This window comes from Pseudomonas argentinensis, assembly GCF_001839655.2.
In the GTDB taxonomy this organism is placed as follows: Bacteria; Pseudomonadota; Gammaproteobacteria; order Pseudomonadales; family Pseudomonadaceae; genus Aquipseudomonas; species Aquipseudomonas argentinensis_B.
Genome location: NZ_CP056087.1, coordinates 5,032,597 through 5,049,223, shown reverse-complemented (window position 1 = coordinate 5,049,223; position 16,627 = coordinate 5,032,597). Strand labels below are relative to the sequence as shown.

16 protein-coding genes are annotated in these 16,627 nt (G+C 64.4%); 10 read left to right on the top strand and 6 right to left on the bottom strand.

What is annotated here, in order from left to right; all coding sequences use genetic code 11:
• The first annotated feature begins 21 nt into the window (after window positions 1-21).
• The 3 genes from SA190iCDA_RS22985 to SA190iCDA_RS22975 all read left to right on the top strand — a co-directional run bounded on the left by SA190iCDA_RS22985 (window position 22) and on the right by SA190iCDA_RS22975 (window position 4,596).
• Entirely contained in the window at window positions 22-1,599 is a 1,578-nt protein-coding gene (locus tag SA190iCDA_RS22985) for an aldehyde dehydrogenase (NADP(+)) (RefSeq protein ID WP_070886101.1), read from the top strand.
• A gap of 375 nt (window positions 1,600-1,974) precedes the next feature.
• On the top strand, window positions 1,975-2,748 hold the full coding sequence (locus SA190iCDA_RS22980; RefSeq protein WP_070886206.1) for a ferredoxin--NADP reductase: 774 nt from the start codon (window positions 1,975-1,977) through the stop codon (window positions 2,746-2,748).
• Between the two features lie 282 nt (window positions 2,749-3,030).
• Entirely contained in the window at window positions 3,031-4,596 is a 1,566-nt protein-coding gene (locus tag SA190iCDA_RS22975) for a TerC family protein (RefSeq protein WP_070886102.1), read from the top strand.
• A gap of 63 nt (window positions 4,597-4,659) precedes the next feature.
• Here the strand turns inward: SA190iCDA_RS22975 and mscL are convergent, their stop codons facing one another.
• Window positions 4,660-5,073, bottom strand: coding sequence for a large-conductance mechanosensitive channel protein MscL (mscL, locus tag SA190iCDA_RS22970; protein ID WP_070886103.1), 414 nt, complete (start codon window positions 5,071-5,073; stop codon window positions 4,660-4,662).
• A 284-nt stretch (window positions 5,074-5,357) separates the two neighbouring features.
• Between mscL and SA190iCDA_RS22965 the strand changes: the two genes are divergently transcribed.
• On the top strand, window positions 5,358-5,612 hold the full coding sequence (locus tag SA190iCDA_RS22965; protein WP_070886104.1) for a DUF465 domain-containing protein: 255 nt from the start codon (window positions 5,358-5,360) through the stop codon (window positions 5,610-5,612).
• A gap of 80 nt (window positions 5,613-5,692) precedes the next feature.
• Complete coding sequence (locus SA190iCDA_RS22960; protein ID WP_070886105.1) at window positions 5,693-5,929, top strand: YdcH family protein; 237 nt, start codon at window positions 5,693-5,695, stop codon at window positions 5,927-5,929.
• Between the two features lie 130 nt (window positions 5,930-6,059).
• Here SA190iCDA_RS22960 and SA190iCDA_RS22955 read toward each other — a convergent pair whose 3' ends face one another.
• Window positions 6,060-6,545, bottom strand: a complete 486-nt coding sequence (locus tag SA190iCDA_RS22955; RefSeq protein ID WP_070886106.1) for a GNAT family N-acetyltransferase — start codon at window positions 6,543-6,545, stop codon at window positions 6,060-6,062.
• Window positions 6,546-6,682: 137 nt separating this feature from the next.
• On the opposite strand from SA190iCDA_RS22955, the gene radA reads away from it, so the two are divergent.
• Together radA and SA190iCDA_RS22945 are read left to right on the top strand one after the other, a co-directional pair.
• Window positions 6,683-8,050, top strand: coding sequence for a DNA repair protein RadA (gene radA, locus SA190iCDA_RS22950; RefSeq protein WP_070886107.1), 1,368 nt, complete (start codon window positions 6,683-6,685; stop codon window positions 8,048-8,050).
• A 107-nt stretch (window positions 8,051-8,157) separates the two neighbouring features.
• Window positions 8,158-8,328 (top strand): hypothetical protein, encoded by a 171-nt coding sequence (locus SA190iCDA_RS22945; RefSeq protein ID WP_170833948.1) that lies wholly within the window; start codon window positions 8,158-8,160, stop codon window positions 8,326-8,328.
• A gap of 70 nt (window positions 8,329-8,398) precedes the next feature.
• Here SA190iCDA_RS22945 and SA190iCDA_RS22940 read toward each other — a convergent pair whose 3' ends face one another.
• The 3 genes from SA190iCDA_RS22940 to SA190iCDA_RS22930 all read right to left on the bottom strand — a co-directional run bounded on the left by SA190iCDA_RS22940 (window position 8,399) and on the right by SA190iCDA_RS22930 (window position 10,888).
• Entirely contained in the window at window positions 8,399-8,770 is a 372-nt protein-coding gene (locus SA190iCDA_RS22940; protein ID WP_070886108.1) for a PilZ domain-containing protein, read from the bottom strand.
• 121 nt (window positions 8,771-8,891) lie between these two features.
• Window positions 8,892-9,518, bottom strand: coding sequence for a response regulator (locus SA190iCDA_RS22935; protein WP_070886109.1), 627 nt, complete (start codon window positions 9,516-9,518; stop codon window positions 8,892-8,894).
• Window positions 9,515-10,888, bottom strand: coding sequence for a cache domain-containing protein (locus SA190iCDA_RS22930; RefSeq protein WP_070886110.1), 1,374 nt, complete (start codon window positions 10,886-10,888; stop codon window positions 9,515-9,517). The genes SA190iCDA_RS22935 and SA190iCDA_RS22930 overlap by 4 nt, the downstream gene beginning before the upstream one ends.
• A gap of 248 nt (window positions 10,889-11,136) precedes the next feature.
• On the opposite strand from SA190iCDA_RS22930, the gene SA190iCDA_RS22925 reads away from it, so the two are divergent.
• The 3 genes from SA190iCDA_RS22925 (at window position 11,137) to yjiA (ending at window position 14,533) form a co-directional block, all read left to right on the top strand.
• The gene (locus SA190iCDA_RS22925; protein ID WP_070886111.1) at window positions 11,137-13,218 is read left to right on the top strand and encodes a carbon starvation CstA family protein; all 2,082 of its coding nucleotides are present in this window, start codon (window positions 11,137-11,139) and stop codon (window positions 13,216-13,218) included.
• A complete protein-coding gene (locus SA190iCDA_RS22920) occupies window positions 13,208-13,411 on the top strand; it encodes a YbdD/YjiX family protein (protein WP_013793040.1) in 204 nt (67 codons plus the stop codon). Before SA190iCDA_RS22925 ends, SA190iCDA_RS22920 begins: the two co-directional genes overlap by 11 nt.
• A gap of 156 nt (window positions 13,412-13,567) precedes the next feature.
• Window positions 13,568-14,533 carry a GTPase gene (gene yjiA, locus SA190iCDA_RS22915; RefSeq protein ID WP_070886112.1) on the top strand — a complete coding sequence of 322 codons (966 nt, stop codon included), beginning with the start codon at window positions 13,568-13,570 and terminating at the stop codon, window positions 14,531-14,533.
• A 231-nt stretch (window positions 14,534-14,764) separates the two neighbouring features.
• On the opposite strand, the gene rpoD is transcribed toward yjiA, so the two are convergent.
• Window positions 14,765-16,612, bottom strand: coding sequence for an RNA polymerase sigma factor RpoD (gene rpoD, locus SA190iCDA_RS22910; RefSeq protein ID WP_070886113.1), 1,848 nt, complete (start codon window positions 16,610-16,612; stop codon window positions 14,765-14,767).
• Window positions 16,613-16,627 lie beyond the last annotated feature (15 nt).

The following is a 16,627-nucleotide window of genomic DNA, read 5'->3' as shown; positions in this document are numbered from 1 at the left end:
GCTGACCAGGAGGAAACATTCATGTCCGTTAACGGCCACAACATCATCGGTGGCGCCTACAGCGCCCGCGGCAGTGTGAAGCTGCAGAGCGTCGATGCCGCCACTGGCGAAACGCTGCCGTACGAATTCGTCGAGGCCACCGAGCAAGAAGTCGATGCCGCCGCCAAGGCCGCCGCCGCTGCCTATCCGGCTTATCGCAGCCTGCCGGCGACCCGCCGCGCCGCGTTTCTCGAGGCCATCGCCGACGAGCTGGATGCCCTGGGCGAGGACTTCATCGCCATCGTCTGCCGTGAAACCGCGCTGCCCGCTGGCCGCATCCAGGGTGAGCGCGCGCGCACCAGCGGCCAGATGCGCCTGTTCGCCCAGGTGCTGCGCCGCGGTGACTTCTACGGTGCGCGCATCGACCGCGCCCTGCCGGATCGTCAGCCGCTACCGCGCCCCGACCTGCGCCAGTACCGCATCGGCCTCGGCCCGGTCGCGGTGTTCGGTGCCAGTAACTTCCCATTGGCGTTCTCGACCGCTGGCGGCGATACCGCCTCCGCCCTGGCGGCCGGCTGCCCGGTGGTGTTCAAGGCCCATCCTGGCCATATGACCACCACCGCCCTGGTGGGCGCGGCGCTGCTGCGCGCGGCCGAGAAGACCGGCATGCCCAAGGGCGTGTTCAACATGATCTACGGTGGTATCGTCGGCGCCGCGTTGGTCAAGCACCCGGCCATCCAGGCCGTCGGCTTCACCGGCTCGCTGCGCGGCGGTCGTGCCCTGTGCGACATGGCCGCGGCGCGCGCGCAGCCGATCCCGGTGTTCGCCGAGATGAGCAGCATCAACCCGGTCATCCTGCTGCCCGAAGCCCTCAAGGCCCGTGGCGAGAAAATCGCCTTTGAGCTGGCCGCCTCGGTGGTAATGGGCGCCGGCCAGTTCTGCACCAATCCGGGCCTGGTGCTCGGTATCCGCTCGCCGGCGTTCAGTGCGTTTCTGCACAGCCTGACCGCCAAGATGGCCGAGCAGCCGCCGCAGACCCTGCTCAATGCCGGCGGCCTGGAGAGCTATGGCAAAGGTATCGCTGCGCTCGCCGCACACCCCGGCATCACCCACCTGAGCGGCGCCACCCAGGAAGGCAATCAGGCGCGTGCGCAGCTGTTCAAGGCCGATGTCAGCCTGCTGCTCGATGGTGACGAGCGCCTGCAGGAAGAAGTCTTCGGGCCGACCACGGTCGTCGTCGAGGTGGCCGACCAGGCCGAGTTGCTCAAAGCCATCGAGGGCCTGCATGGCCAGCTGACCGCCACGCTGATCACCGAGCCGGGCGACCTGCCTGGCAGCGAAGCGCTGTTCGCGCTGCTCGAGCAGAAGGTCGGTCGGGTGCTGTTCAACGGCTACCCGACCGGTGTCGAGGTGTGCGACGCCATGGTGCATGGCGGCCCGTATCCGGCGACCTCCGATGCACGCGGCACCTCGGTCGGCACCCTGGCCATCGACCGCTTCCTGCGCCCGGTGTGCTACCAGAACTGCCCGGACGTCCTGCTGCCCGATGCCCTGAAAAACGCCAACCCGCTGGGTATCGCCCGCCTGGTGGACGGCGTCAGCAGCCGCGAGGCGCTGTAAACGCGGTAGGGCGTACTCGCGAAGCAGTACGCCGCTGCCGTTTTGCCTGGGTCCGCATGGTTCGGCGGACTGTTTGCTTCGCTACGAGCGGCCGGCGTCCCGGTCCGCCCTACGAGCGGCGCTCTACCCGTGTGGGAGCGGGCGGGGACGCCTAGTCCATGCCCGCGATTCGCGCGCATGGCCCGCTCCCACAAAAGCGTGAGGCCGATTTATCACTTGGCTCAGTCCGTAGGTGGATAACGCGAAGCTTATCCACCAATCACCTCAACATCGCCGCCCCGCCGAGCTCGGCCAAGCGTTGTCCCTGATCTTTACCGGTGTTTCCAGCCGCGGCTTTGCGCGACACTAGGGGCATGAGCCCTGATGGAGCCGCCGATGAGTAGCGACGACAAGTTCACCCGCCAGACCCTTCTCGACGTACAGACCCTGACGCCCAGCCTGTTCACCCTGCGCACCACCCGCGACGCCGGGTTTCGCTTTCGTGCCGGGCAGTTCGTGCGCCTGGGCGTGGAAAAGGCCGATGGCTCGGTGGTCTGGCGCGCCTATTCGCTGGTCTCGGCGCCCCACGACGAGCACCTGGAGTTCTTTTCCATCGTGGTGCCCGGAGGCGAGTTCACCAGCGAACTGAGCCGTCTGCGCGTCGGCGATACCCTGCTGGTGGAGAAGATGGCCACCGGTTACCTGACCCTGGACCGTTTCGTCGATGGTCGCGACCTGTGGCTGCTGGGCAGCGGTACCGGCATCGCGCCATTCCTGTCCATGCTGCAGGATTTCGAGGTCTGGGAGCGCTTCGAGCGCATCGTGCTGGTGTACAGCGCCCGCACGCTGGCCGAGCTGGCCTATCAGGACATGATTCACGGCTTCTCCGCACTGGAGCACCTGGCCGAATTCACCCACAAGCTCACCTACCTGCCGGTGGTCACCCGCGAGCAGGCGCCGGGCTGCCTGAATGCGCGTATCACCGAGCTGATCGACAATGGCGAGCTGGAACGCGCCGCCGGTCTGCAACTGACCCCCGAACATTCGCGGGTGATGATCTGCGGCAATCCCCAGATGATCGACGACATTCGCGGGTGCCTGAAGGCGCGCAACATGAATCTCAGCCTGACCCGGCGACCCGGGCAGGTAGCCGTGGAAAACTACTGGTAAAGCACGGTTACAAACTTGCCGCTTTCAGTGTGACCCGCGCTCCAGTAAATTGCGGGGTCTGTTTCCCACTATCCGGTCTTCATGGACAGCGACAGTAGACGATCGCCCTCGCCGTTATGGACGAGGGCGGTACTTCCCCAAGGCGGCGCCACCCGGCGCACGCCTCCCGTGCAGCAGAGCGCTGCGCATTCTTCCCGACAGCCGAGCCTTCACGCGCCTGCCTTGCGCATGCGTGGTGCATTCGGCCGTCTCCGTTTTCCCCTAGAGAGAGCTGCACACTAAATGGAATGGATGGCTGATCCGACGGCCTGGCTGGGCCTGTTGACCCTGATCGTCTTGGAAATCGTCCTGGGCATCGACAACCTGGTGTTTATCGCCATCCTCGCCGACAAGCTGCCGCCCGAGCAGCGGGATCGTGCGCGGGTGATCGGCCTGAGCCTGGCGCTGATCATGCGTCTGGGCCTGCTGGCCAGCATGGCCTGGCTGGTGACCCTCACCGACCCGCTGATCGAGGTGTTCGGCAAGACCTTCTCCGGCCGTGACCTGATCATGCTGTTCGGTGGTGTGTTCCTGCTGTTCAAGGCCACCATGGAGTTGCATGAACGCCTGGAAGGGCGGGTGCACCAGCCGGGTGGCGCGCGCACCTACGCCAAGTTCTGGCCGGTAGTGGCGCAGATCATCGTGCTCGACGCGGTATTCTCCCTGGATGCGGTGATCACCGCCGTCGGCATGGTCGAGCACCTGGAAGTGATGATGATCGCGGTGATCATTTCCATCGGCCTGATGATCGTCGCCAGCAAGCCGCTGACCGCCTTCGTCAACGCCCGCCCGACGGTGATCATGCTGTGCCTGGGCTTTTTGATGATGATCGGTTTCAGCCTGACCGCCGAAGGCTTGGGCTTCCACATTCCGAAAGGTTACCTGTACGCGGCCATCGGCTTCTCGATCCTCATCGAGCTGTTCAACCAGGTCGCCCGTTCGCGCCGCAAGCGCAGCCTGCAGGGCCAGCGCGGCCTGCGTGATCGCACCGCCCATGCGGTGATGCGCATGCTCGGCGGCAAGGTACAGGCCGATGAAGTGGGTGAGGACATCGCCGACATGCTTGAGGGCGAGCAGGGCGAAACCGCGCTGTTCGACCGCCGCGAGCGGGTGATGATCAGCGGCGTGCTGAACATGGCCGAGATGTCGATCCAGAAGGTCATGACCGATCGCATGGAAGTCGATTGCATCAACCTCGACGACGCCCCGGAGAAGATCCAGCAGGCGCTGCTCGATTCGCCCCACTCGCGTCTGGTGGTCATCCGTAACGACTCGCGCGACGAACCCCTGGGCTACATCCACAAGAAGGAGCTGTTCAAGGAGCTGCTCAAGGGCCAGCAGCCGGACATCGAGAGCCTGGTGCGGGCGCCGATCAACCTGCCGGACAGCTCCAGCGTGCTCAGCTCACTCGAGCAGATGCGCCAGGGCTCGACCCACGTGGCCTTCGTGGTCAACGAGTTCGGCGGCTTCGAAGGCCTGCTGACCCTGACCGATATCCTCGAGGCCATCGCCGGCGAGCTGCCGGACGCCAGCGAGGTGGAGGGGCCCGATGTCGAGGAAGTGGACGGCGGTTACCGGGTCAACGGTGCGGTCAACCTGGCGGTGCTGCGCGAGCGCATGAACTTCGCGGCCAAGCCGACCGACGACTACCAGACCCTGGCTGGCCTGGCCATGAGCCTGCTCGACCGCCTGCCGCTGATCGGCGACAAGGTCGAGTACCTGGGCTGGGAACTGACGGTGATCGAGGTCAAGGAGCGCCGCATCACCCGGGTGCTGCTCAAGCCGGGCAGCGGCGAATCGGTTGCCTGACCTGAACCTGATAGGAAAACGGCGCCCTGAAGGCGCCGTTTTCTTTTCTGAGCCGCTACCCGGTCAATCCTTGTGCTGCTGGTTCTTGAGCAGGTCACGGATTTCCGTCAGCAGCACTTCCTGGGTGCTGGGCGCTGGCGGCACCGATGGCGCCACGGCTTCTTCACGCTTGAGACGGTTGATCGCCTTGACGCCCATGAAGATGGCGAAGGCGATGATGATGAAGTCGATCACCGTCTGGATAAAGCGCCCGTAGGCCAGCACCACGGCAGGCAGGTCGCCTTCGGCGGCCTTGAGGGTGATGGCCAGGTCGGAGAAATCCACCCCGCCGATCAACAGCCCCAGGGGCGGCATGATCACGTCGCCGACGAAGGACGAGACGATCTTGCCGAAGGCCGCGCCGATGATGATACCGACCGCCATGTCGACGACATTGCCCTTGACCGCGAAGGCCTTGAATTCGTTGATGATGCTCATGTGCAACCCCCTGGATCTGATTGGTGCGCTGAAGTGTAAAGCACCGCTGCCTGTGTGCCATGTGCCGCCGTTTGGGCAGCGCTAGGTCTGTGACCCTGAGGCTGGGCAATTGTCCGAATTTATTACCGGCCAATCACCCTGGCAGATCCATTGCAGGGCTCTGCGTTGCGGCTGCGAGCACCGACGACAGGCGCTTGCCCGACACTGCCGCCGTTGACGAGGATCAACGGCCAGGACCGTTTGGCCGACTACAGTGCGACCATTCATCTATCGGGAGCCCGGCCATGCATATCGATTATTCCGCCCAGTCCGACGCCGTCTCGCGGCTGCACAGCAACCCCGCCTACGCCGCGCTGGTGGAGCAGCACGACGATGTCGACCGCCGCATCGCCCGTATCGAGAGCGGCCTGGAACGGCCCGAGGGGCCCAGCCTGGCGGCCCTGAAACTGCGTCGTTCCGGCTTGCGCGAGGACCTGGCGCGTCAGCAGCACAAAGCCATGGGCGGGTGTTGCAACTGCGGCAACAACTGCGGCGGCTGATGCAGTTCGTCGGGCGGTTCGTGCTGGCGGCCATGGGCTAAGGTCAATGCATCATCACCCCCACACAGAGGAGCGCCCCCATGACCGCCGAGCACAACCTGCGCGAAGAATTCCGTGAATACGGCGATGCCCTGACCGAGCGTCGCAAGAGCAATCCGGGTTTCGATGGCCTGGTAGGCCGCTACCAGGACCTGGACAAACGCATCGTCGAACTCGAGTCCGGTAACCAACCCTTCGATGACGAAACCCTGGGCCGTCTGCGCCGTGAGCGCGTGCTACTCAAGGACAAGATCGTGCAGGAACTGACGCAAGGCTGAGCCTTTAGCTGAGGTTGAGGGCAGCGATGCTCTGGGGCTTTAGCGACGGATACCCGGGTATCGCTGCGCTCAGCCGCTGGCTACGAGTGTTTCGTAGCCCGGGTTAGCCGCAGGCGTAACCCGGGACTCTTCAAGCCTGCACCATGAAACGTTGCAGCCCTGGCTCGTCCCCATCCCTGTCCAGTTCGTGTACCTCGAGCGGCAGTTCGCCCAGCACCTGCCGGCAGAAGGCGTGTGCCAGCTCATCCTGCTCATAACAGCACACCAGCCAGCGGCGCCCGTCGCTGACCCTCTGCTGCAGCACGGCGCGGCCAATGCCCAGGCGGCGGTATTTCCTGAGCAGAAACAGGTCGGCGAACTCCATGTCCGCCACGGCCGCGTCCTCGCAGGCCTCCAGCAGCAGAAATCCGGCGATGAAACCGTCGGCCAGAATCAGCTGCGCGCTCCAGCCCTCGTCCTGCCAGTAACGCTGCAGGTGCGGCTGGTGCACGTAGAAGCGGCCATCGACCTCGACATCCTCCTGCTCCCAGCCCGACGACTCGTAGGCATAGAACTGGTAGAGGTTACGGATCAGCGGCAAGTGCTCGACGCCGGTGGGAATGAGCTCGATGGACATCGCGGGCCTCGGGGCAGGGGAGCGGGGCATTATCGACCCGGGTGGTCCAGCGCCGATAGCCCGTGTGCGCAGGTCTGTAAATTTATCCAGTTGTTCGGTATCGTTTCGGCCTCGATTGATCAGGCAGGACGACTCCCATGGCCAAGGCCAAACGCTTGTACGGCTGCACCGAGTGCGGCGCGACCTTTCCCAAGTGGGCCGGGCAATGCGGCGAGTGCGGCGCCTGGAACACCCTGACCGAAACCATGATCGAAGCCGGCGGCGCCGCAGCGCCCAGCGGGCGAACCGGCTGGGCGGGACAGCAGGCGCAGCTTAAGACCCTGGCCGAAGTCAGCGTCGAGGAAGTGGCACGCTTCTCCACCGCCTCGGCCGAACTCGACCGGGTGCTCGGTGGCGGCCTGGTGGATGGCTCGGTGGTGCTGATCGGAGGCGATCCCGGTATCGGCAAGTCGACCATCCTGCTGCAGACCCTGTGCAACGTTGCCCAACGCTTTCCGGCGCTGTACGTCACCGGTGAGGAATCCCAGCAGCAGGTGGCAATGCGCGCCCGGCGCCTGGGCCTGCCGGAAGACAAGCTCAAGGTGATGACCGAAACCTGCATCGAAAGCATCATCGCCACCGCCCGCCATGAAAAGCCCAAGGTGATGGTGATCGACTCGATCCAGACCATCTTCACCGAGCAGCTGCAGTCGGCGCCCGGCGGCGTGGCCCAGGTGCGCGAGAGCGCGGCCCTGCTGGTGCGCTTCGCCAAGCAGAGCGGCACGGCGATCTTCCTGGTCGGCCACGTGACCAAGGAAGGCGCCCTGGCCGGCCCACGGGTGCTCGAGCATATGGTCGATACCGTGCTGTATTTCGAAGGCGACCCCGATGGCCGCCTGCGCCTGCTGCGCGCGGTGAAGAACCGTTTCGGGGCGATCAACGAGCTGGGCGTGTTCGGTATGACCGACAAGGGCCTCAAGGAAGTCAGCAACCCGTCGGCGATCTTCCTCACCCGCGCCCAGGAAGAGGTGCCGGGCAGCATCGTCATGGCCACCTGGGAAGGCACCCGGCCGATGCTGGTGGAGGTGCAGGCGCTGGTCGACACCAGCCATATGGCCAACCCGCGGCGGGTGACCCTGGGCCTGGATCAGAATCGTCTGGCCATGCTGCTGGCCGTGCTGCACCGCCATGGCGGTATTCCCACCTATGACCAGGACGTGTTTCTCAACGTGGTCGGCGGCGTGAAAGTGCTGGAAACGGCCTCCGACCTGGCCTTGATGGCCGCGGTGATTTCCAGCCTGCGCAACCGGCCGCTGCCCCACGACCTGCTGGTGTTCGGCGAGGTCGGTTTGTCCGGCGAGATCCGCCCGGTGCCGAGCGGCCAGGAGCGCCTGAAGGAGGCCGCCAAGCACGGCTTCAAACGCGCCATCGTGCCCAAGGGCAACGCGCCGAAGGAGGCGCCGGCTGGTTTGCAGGTGGTCGCGGTGACGCGCCTGGAGCAAGCCCTCGACGCGCTGTTCGAGTGACTGCGGCGTTGTGCCGCTGGGTGCGCCTGGCGGCTATTGACCTGGGTCAATCCTAGGGCAGGGCAGCAGCCGCAGGATGAAGGCGTACCCACAGAGGAGACGCCATCATGCTGTTGTTCTACGACATCATCGCCAAAGCCAGTTTTTCGCCGGTGGATCGCCTGGGCATCGAGCGCAAGCGCCAGGCCCCTCTCGATGTGCTGCCGCGATTGGTGAAGGCCCGTCGTGCCCGGCGCCGCGAAGCCGATGCGGCCTGCTGTGAGTTCACCGTGCATTGAGCAAGCGGGCAGGCCCGCCCGGGAAACGCTAACGGCCGCATCCGATTACCCGGGGCGGCCGTTTTTTTGCTCAGTTGTCGTCTTCGCAGAGAGCTGCCAGCTCGCGCTCGAGCAGCGCTTCGTCGCCCAGGTTGAGTTCCACCAGGCGGCGCAGGTGGCTCATCGAGTCCAGGTCGATGTGGTGGCAGAGAAAGCCCAGCACGCGCTCTTCGCGGTGCACCAGTTCGACCTGCATGGTCACCTGCAGGTTGTCGTCGAGCGAGATGCGCAGCAGATAGTCCTGGCCGGTCTCGCCTTCCCAGTTCCAGGGGCGGCGCACCAGCACGCCACGGAACGAGATGTCGTGCAGTTCCACTTGCCAGCTCTGTTCGCCTTGCACGATCTCGGCAGGCGCGTCGAAGGCGATGCGCTGGAAGCGCCGACGTTCGTGGTTGTCACTCATGGAAGCTGTCCTCTATTGGTTTAGGGTCTGTTGCCGTTTCAACGTGTGTGCAACGGCAGCAGACCCTCGTCCACTATAGCCAAGGCGCAGGGCGGCGTCGCCGAATGCGCGGAAGCTGGTCTCAGGTTTGCGGCGACCAGCCGTACTCCATGGCGTGCTTGACCAGGTCGGCAGGCTTTTCGATATCGAGTTTGCGGCGAATGTTCAGCCGGTAGGTTTCCACGGTGCGCACGCTGATCGCCAGTTCGCGGGCCATGGCCTTGTTGTTCAGGCCCTGAGCCATCATCAGCAGCACCTGGCGCTCACGGGGGGTGAGCTCGCCTTCCTCGGTTTCTTCCTGGGCCAGTTTGTGGGCCACGTCGCCGCTGTAGAAGCGCCCACCGACCGCCAGCACGTCGATTGCCGAGATGATGTCCTGGGACGGCGCCTCCTTGAGCACGTAGCCCGAGGCGCCCATGCGCAGCGAGCTGCTCACGTATTCCTGATTGTCGTACATGCTCAGGATCAGCACCTTGGTGGCCGGGTGGCGCTTCTTGATGATGCCGGTCAGCTCCAGGCCGTTGATGTCCTTGAGGCCGATGTCCATCAACAGGATGTCCGGCTGCTCGCGGGCTACCAGCTCCAGGGCTTCGCTGCCACTACCCGCTTCGCCGGCGATCTCGAAATGCTCGACCATCGACAGCAGCGTGCGGATGCCTTCGCGAACCAGGATGTGGTCGTCGACGAGGGCGATGCGGATGGTCTTCATGCGGGCTCGGTCCGGGGTGGTGGCACGTCGGCGGAGAGTAACAGGGCGACGGTGAGAACGGTGCCGGCCGATGTGGAGGCGATGCTGAAGTCGCCGCCGAAATGCTCGACCCGCTCGCGAATATTGCGCAGGCCGATGCCGCCGCTCTGCTCGGCCTGGCGCGGGCTGAAGCCGGTGCCATCATCGCTGATGCGCAGGTCCACCCGGCGCGGGTTGCCGGTCAGCTGGATGGTCACCTCGCTGGCCCGGGCGTGGCGCTCGATATTGGTCAGTGCCTCCTGGAGAATGCGAAACAGCGCCACGTTCATGTCGTCGCTCAGGCGCGTGTCGCCCAGGCTGTTGTCGTAGGCGACGCGCAGGCCGCTGCGCTGCTCGAACTCGCTGGCCAGTTGGCCGATCGCCGAGGCCAGGCCCAGGGTGTCGAGCAGCGAGGGGTGCAGGTCATGGGAGATGCGTCGCACCTCGCCAATCGCCCCGGCGAGGCGCTCGATGCCCTGGCGCAGGGTCTGCGCGGCGCTGGCCTTGCCGGCTTCCAGCTCATGGCCGGCCAGCTCGAACTTGAACTTGATCGACACCAGCAACTGGCTGATGCCGTCGTGCAGCTCCCGGGACAGCCGCGAGCGCTCCTCTTCCTGGGAGGTGATGATGCGCTGGGTCAGTTGCTGCTGCTTGCGGTCGGCCAGGCGGTGTTCGCTGACGTTGAGGGTCAGGCCGCTGGCAAACACCAGCAGCACGGCGATCAGCGCAACGATGGCGATGGCCAGCATGGTGGTGCGGATGCCGCTGCCGACGTCGTGACGAACCTGGGCGATGGCGTTGTCGACGTCCTCCAGGTAGATGCCGGTGCCGAGCATCCAGCCCCAGCGCTCGAGCATGGTCACGTAGGCGAGTTTTTCGGCGACCTGGCCGGTGGAGGGCTTCTGCCAGCCGTAGCGCTGGAAACCATCGCCTTCGGTGGCGCTGCGGATCAGTGCCTGGATCACCAGCAGGCCGTGGGGATCGGTCATGTTCCACAGGTCCTTGCCCACCAGGGTGGCCTGGCGCGGGTGCATCAGGCTCCTGCCGCTGCGGTCGTAGACGAAGAAATAGCCGTCGCTGCCGAAGTTGATGCGCTCGAGCAACGCCAGCACCTGGCGCTTGGTCTCGTCGTCGTCGCGGCCGCTCTCGTACAGCGGCGCGATGGTGCTCAGGGCCATTTCCACGTAGTGCTTGAGCTCGGCCTGTTTGCTGCCCAGGATGCTGTGTTCGATCAGCTGGGCCTGCTGGTTGCCCAGGCGCTGATTCTGGATCAGCACCAGCAGGCACACCACGGCCACGGCCAGGAGCATGGGCAGCAGGCTCAGGGCGACGATCTTGTGCTTGAGTTGCATGGGCACTCCGGGCGGCGTTGCCGCGGCTGTGCAGCCGTGCGGCAGGTGGAAGGCCGGCAGAGCATACACAAAGCGGCAGCGCCCGGCTGACGGGATCTGCACGCTTCTGCGTAGTTCTACGTAGAGGGGCGTGGGTAGTTTTGCGAATTACTGCAAAGCATACTTATATGGATAGTTGCGGGGGCTCAACTGAGCACAACAATAACAATGAGTGTTGCAGGTCTTGACCTGCGACCGGAGATGTCCAAATGACCAGAATGGCCAGCCATATCGCCTGGTTTGCGGTCGCGTTGCTGGGCGCCTTCGCGCTGGGCACCGTGGCGCTGAACCGCGGCGAATCGATCAATGCCTTGTGGATCGTGGTCGCTGCCGTGGCGATCTACCTCGTCGCGTACCGCTACTACAGCCTGTTCATCGCCACCAAGGTGATGCAGCTCGACCCCACCCGCGCCACCCCCGCCGTGCTCAACAACGATGGCCTGGACTACGTCCCGACCAACAAGCACATCCTTTTCGGTCACCATTTCGCCGCCATCGCTGGCGCCGGCCCGCTGGTCGGTCCGGTACTCGCCGCGCAGATGGGCTACCTGCCGGGCACCCTCTGGCTGATTGCCGGTGTGGTACTGGCCGGCGCCGTACAGGACTTCATGGTGCTGTTCATTTCCACCCGCCGCAACGGCCGCTCCCTGGGCGAGCTGGTGCGCGAGGAAATGGGCCAGATCCCCGGCACCATCGCGCTGTTCGGCGCCTTCCTGATCATGATCATCATCCTCGCGGTGCTCTCGCTGATCGTCGTCAAGGCGCTGGCGGAAAGCCCCTGGGGCATGTTCACCGTGATGGCGACCATTCCCATCGCGATGTTCATGGGCATCTACATGCGCTACATCCGGCCCGGCCGCATCGGCGAGATTTCCCTGATCGGGGTGATCCTGCTGCTCGGCTCGATCTGGCTCGGTGGCGTGATCGCCGCTGACCCGGTGTGGGGCCCGGCCTTCACCTTCACCGGCGTGCAGATCACCTGGATGCTGATCGGCTACGGCTTCGTCGCCGCGGTGCTGCCGGTGTGGCTGATCCTGGCGCCGCGCGACTACCTGTCGACCTTCCTGAAAATCGGCACCATCATTGCCCTGGCCATCGGCATCCTGGTGGTCATGCCCGAGCTGAAGATGCCGGCGCTGACCCAGTTCACCGACGGCACCGGCCCGGTGTGGAAGGGTACCCTGTTCCCGTTCCTGTTCATCACCATCGCCTGTGGCGCGGTGTCCGGCTTCCACGCGCTGATCAGCTCGGGCACCACGCCCAAGCTGCTGGCCAACGAAACCCATGCCCGCTACATCGGTTACGGCGGCATGCTGATGGAATCCTTCGTCGCCATCATGGCCATGGTCGCCGCCTCGGTGATCGAGCCGGGCATCTACTTCGCCATGAACAGCCCGGCGGCGCTGGTCGGCTCGGACGTTCAGTCGGTGGCCGCCACGGTCAGTAGCTGGGGCTTCATGATCACCCCCGAACAGCTCGAGGCGGTCGCCCGGGACATCGGCGAGAACACCATTCTGGCCCGTGCCGGTGGTGCGCCGACCCTCGCCGTGGGGATCGCGCAGATCCTGCACAGTGTGCTGCCGGGTGAGAACACCATGGCTTTCTGGTACCACTTCGCGATCCTCTTCGAGGCACTGTTCATCCTCACCGCGGTGGACGCCGGTACCCGTGCCGGTCGCTTCATGCTGCAGGACCTGCTCGGCAACTTCGTGCCGGCCCTGAAGAAGACCGAGTCCTGGACCGCCAACGTGATCGCCACCGCCGGCTGCGTGGCCCTGTGGGGCTGGCTGCTGTACCAGGGCGTGGTCGATCCGCTGGGCGGCATCAACACCCTGTGGCCGCTGTTCGGCATCTCCAACCAGATGCTCGCCGGTATCGCGCTGATGCTCGGCACCGTGGTGCTGATCAAGATGAAGCGCGAACGCTACGTGTGGGTGACCCTGATCCCGGCCACCTGGCTGCTGATCTGCACCACCACCGCGGGCCTGATCAAGCTGCTCGACCCGAACCCGGCAGTCGGTTTCCTGGCCCTGGCCAAGAAGTACCAGGCTGCGCTGGACGCCGGGCAGATCATCGCCCCGGCCAAGGACATCGGCCAGATGCAGCACGTGATCTTCAACGCCTACACCAACGCCACGCTGACCGTGCTGTTCCTGTTCGTGGTGCTGAGCGTGCTGTTCTACGCGATCAAGGTCGGCCGCGCCGCCTGGCGCAAGGAACTGCGCAGCGACCGTGAAGCCACCTATGAAGCGCTGCCTGCAGATGCGCCGGAGGTTGCCCGTGTTCAATGATCTCAGCCGGATGGGCAAGTACCTCGGTCAGGCTGCCCGGATGCTGGTGGGCATGCCCGACTACGACACTTACGTCGAGCACATGGCCAAGAAACATCCCGATCAGCCAGTGATGAGCTACGAAGCCTTCTTCCGCGAGCGTCAGGAAGCACGTTATGGTGGTGGCAAGGGGCGGCCGATTCGCTGCTGCTGAGCGGCAGCGGCAAGCCTCAAGCTGCAAGTGGATGGCGGTGACTGCTGGGGTAGTTCACCGCCATTGATTTTGTGCTCTCTTATCATCAAGCCCAAGGCGGCTGTTGCTTCTACTTGCAGCTTGTCGCTTGAGGGCTTGTAGCTCCAAGGAACGCTCATGTCCTTTTCCCCGATTCCTGTCACCGTGCTCAGCGGCTTTCTCGGTGCCGGCAAGACCACCCTGCTGCGCCATATCCTCAAGGCCGAACACGGCCTGAAGATCGCGGTGATCGAGAACGAATACAGCGAGACGCCCATCGACAGCCAGTTGCTCGGCAGCGAGCCGGTGCAGGTGCTGACCCTGGCCAACGGTTGCGTGTGCTGTTCCATCCATGTCGAACTGGAGAAGGCGCTGTTCGTGCTACTGGAAAAGCGCGACAGCGGTGAGCTGGATTTCGACCGCCTGGTAATCGAGTGCACCGGCCTGGCCGATCCCGCGCCGGTGGCGCAGACCTTTTTCGCCACTGAGGAGCTGTGCGAGCGCTACGTGCTCGACGGCATCATCACCCTGGTGGACGCCGCCAATGCCGAGCGCCATCTACAGGAAACCATCGCCCAGGCCCAGGTCGGTTTTGCCGACCGCATCCTGCTGAGCAAGACCGACCTGGTCGATGAGGCTGCCCGTGAGGCGCTCACCGCGCGCCTGCAACGCATCAACCGCCGGGCGCCGATCCGGGTGGTCGAGCATGGCCGCATCGACTTGAGCGAGCTGCTGGACGTGCGCGGCTTCAACCTCAACGCCGACGTGGCGCCGAGCCTGCGGCCAGTGCTGCCGGGCAAGAGCAGCGACCGCATCGCCACCCTGGTGCTGACGGGCGACCAGCCGCTGGATCTGGATCGCCTCGGCGGCTTCATGGAGGACCTGCTGGAAGAGCATGGCAATTCCCTGCTGCGCTACAAGGGTGTACTGAGCATTGCCGGTGAAGACCGGCGCATGGTGTTCCAGGGCGTGTTGCGGCTCTACGGCTTCGACTGGGACAGCGAATGGGGGGCCGACGAGAAGCGCGAGAGCGTGATCGTGTTTATCGGCGACAACCTGCCGGAGGCAGCGATTCGTCAGGGCTTCGCCGAGCTGGCGGGCTGAACTGTCTGTTTCCACCGCGTAGGGTTTGCGAGGATTGCCCGACGCCTCGCCGCTGGGCTCAAGTGGACAAGCTTCGCGTTGACTGCGCGTCCCGGCCCACCCTACCAGGTTGTAGGGTGGATGATGCTCTTTTCATCCACCAATGCGCTGGCAAAAAAGCCGCTCTATGAGCGTTAAGTGCAGGCGAAAAAAATGCCGGTCAATGACCGGCATTTTTCATTCCGTGAACCCTTACTCGTCGAGGAACGAGCGCAGGTGTTCGCTACGGGTCGGATGGCGCAGCTTGCGCAGTGCCTTGGCTTCGATCTGGCGGATACGCTCACGGGTGACGTCGAACTGCTTGCCCACTTCCTCGAGGGTGTGGTCGGTGTTCATGTCGATACCGAAGCGCATGCGCAGCACCTTGGCTTCACGGGCAGTGAGGCCGGCCAGCACTTCGCGGGTGGCTTCCTTGAGGCTTTCCACGGTGGCCACGTCGATCGGGGACTGCATGGTGCTGTCCTCGATGAAGTCGCCCAGGTGCGAATCCTCGTCGTCGCCGATCGGGGTTTCCATGGAGATCGGCTCTTTGGCGATCTTCAATACCTTGCGGATCTTGTCCTCGGGCATTTCCATGCGCTCACCCAGCTCTTCCGGCGTGGGCTCGCGGCCCATTTCCTGGAGCATCTGCCGGGAGATGCGGTTGAGCTTGTTGATCGTCTCGATCATGTGCACCGGAATACGGATGGTGCGCGCCTGGTCGGCGATCGAGCGGGTGATCGCCTGGCGAATCCACCAGGTGGCGTAGGTCGAGAACTTGTAGCCGCGGCGGTATTCGAACTTGTCCACCGCCTTCATCAGGCCGATGTTGCCTTCCTGGATCAGGTCGAGGAACTGCAGGCCGCGGTTGGTGTACTTCTTGGCGATGGAGATGACCAGGCGCAGGTTGGCCTCGACCATTTCCTTCTTGGCGCGACGGGCCTTGGCCTCACCGATCGACATGCGACGGTTGATGTCCTTGATCTCGGCCAGGGTCAGGTCGCTTTCTTCCTGCAGGGCGATCAGCTTCTGCTGGCAGCGCTGGATGTCGGCTTGCAGGTTGCCGATGGCTTCGGCGTACTTGGATTTGCCCTTGGCCAGGCTGGCAGCCCAGTCCAGATCCACTTCGTTGCCCGGGAACAGGCGCAGGAAGTCGGCACGCGGCATACGGGCATCACGCACGCACAGTTGCATGATGGCGCGTTCCTGGCCGCGCAGGCGGTCCAGGGCTTCACGCACGCGCACCACCAGGGCGTCGTACTGCTTGGGCACCAGTTTGATCGGCATGAACAGCTCGGCCAGCAGGCGCAGCTCTTCGATCGCCTGCTTGCTGTCGCGACCGTGCTTCTTCAGGGCCTTCTTGGCGACTTCCAGCTGATCGGCTACCGCGGTGAAGCGGCGCAGGGCCTCTTCCGGATCCGGGCCGCCATCGCCTTCTTCTTCCTCGTCGTCGCTGTCGCCATCTTCCTCGTCATCGTCCTTGTCTTCGGCCTTGTCGTCCGAAGAGGCTGGAACGGGAGCAGCGGCTTCGGCCGGCACGCTGCCGTCATCCGGGTCGATGTAGCCGCTGAGAACCTCGACCAGACGGCCGCCCTCGGTGGTGACGCGGGTGTATTCGGCGAGAATGCTGTCGACGGTACCCGGGAAGTGAGCGATGGCGCTCATGACTTCACGGATGCCTTCTTCGATACGCTTGGCGATTTCGATCTCGCCTTCGCGGGTCAGCAGTTCCACGGTCCCCATTTCACGCATGTACATGCGCACCGGGTCGGTGGTGCGACCGATATCGGTTTCAACGGCCGCGAGTGCAGCGGCTGCTTCTTCGGCAGCGGCTTCGTCGGTGTCGGCTTCGGCCAACAACAGGGCGTCCGCATCCGGAGCACTCTCGAATACGTTGATCCCCATGTCGTTGATCATGCGGATGATGTCTTCCACCTGCTCCGGATCTGAAATATCCTCGGGCAGGTGGTCATTGACCTCCGCGTAAGTCAGGTAACCCTGCTCACGACCACGGCTGATCAATTCTTTCAAACGAGATTGCTGTTGCGCTTTTCCGGACATAACACCCTATCCACT

Excerpts from the sequence above, each read along its gene's own strand:
- SA190iCDA_RS22985 (WP_070886101.1), top strand. The coding sequence starts at position 22 with ATGTCCGTTAACGGCCACAACATCATCGGTGGCGCCTACAGCGCCCGC.
- SA190iCDA_RS22980 (WP_070886206.1), top strand. The coding sequence starts at position 1,975 with ATGAGTAGCGACGACAAGTTCACCCGCCAGACCCTTCTCGACGTACAG.
- SA190iCDA_RS22975 (WP_070886102.1), top strand. The coding sequence starts at position 3,031 with ATGGAATGGATGGCTGATCCGACGGCCTGGCTGGGCCTGTTGACCCTG.
- mscL (WP_070886103.1), bottom strand. The coding sequence starts at position 5,073 with ATGAGCATCATCAACGAATTCAAGGCCTTCGCGGTCAAGGGCAATGTC.
- SA190iCDA_RS22965 (WP_070886104.1), top strand. The coding sequence starts at position 5,358 with ATGCATATCGATTATTCCGCCCAGTCCGACGCCGTCTCGCGGCTGCAC.
- SA190iCDA_RS22960 (WP_070886105.1), top strand. The coding sequence starts at position 5,693 with ATGACCGCCGAGCACAACCTGCGCGAAGAATTCCGTGAATACGGCGAT.
- SA190iCDA_RS22955 (WP_070886106.1), bottom strand. The coding sequence starts at position 6,545 with ATGTCCATCGAGCTCATTCCCACCGGCGTCGAGCACTTGCCGCTGATC.
- radA (WP_070886107.1), top strand. The coding sequence starts at position 6,683 with ATGGCCAAGGCCAAACGCTTGTACGGCTGCACCGAGTGCGGCGCGACC.
- SA190iCDA_RS22945 (WP_170833948.1), top strand. The coding sequence starts at position 8,158 with ATGCTGTTGTTCTACGACATCATCGCCAAAGCCAGTTTTTCGCCGGTG.
- SA190iCDA_RS22940 (WP_070886108.1), bottom strand. The coding sequence starts at position 8,770 with ATGAGTGACAACCACGAACGTCGGCGCTTCCAGCGCATCGCCTTCGAC.
- SA190iCDA_RS22935 (WP_070886109.1), bottom strand. The coding sequence starts at position 9,518 with ATGAAGACCATCCGCATCGCCCTCGTCGACGACCACATCCTGGTTCGC.
- SA190iCDA_RS22930 (WP_070886110.1), bottom strand. The coding sequence starts at position 10,888 with ATGCAACTCAAGCACAAGATCGTCGCCCTGAGCCTGCTGCCCATGCTC.
- SA190iCDA_RS22925 (WP_070886111.1), top strand. The coding sequence starts at position 11,137 with ATGACCAGAATGGCCAGCCATATCGCCTGGTTTGCGGTCGCGTTGCTG.
- yjiA (WP_070886112.1), top strand. The coding sequence starts at position 13,568 with ATGTCCTTTTCCCCGATTCCTGTCACCGTGCTCAGCGGCTTTCTCGGT.
- rpoD (WP_070886113.1), bottom strand. The coding sequence starts at position 16,612 with ATGTCCGGAAAAGCGCAACAGCAATCTCGTTTGAAAGAATTGATCAGC.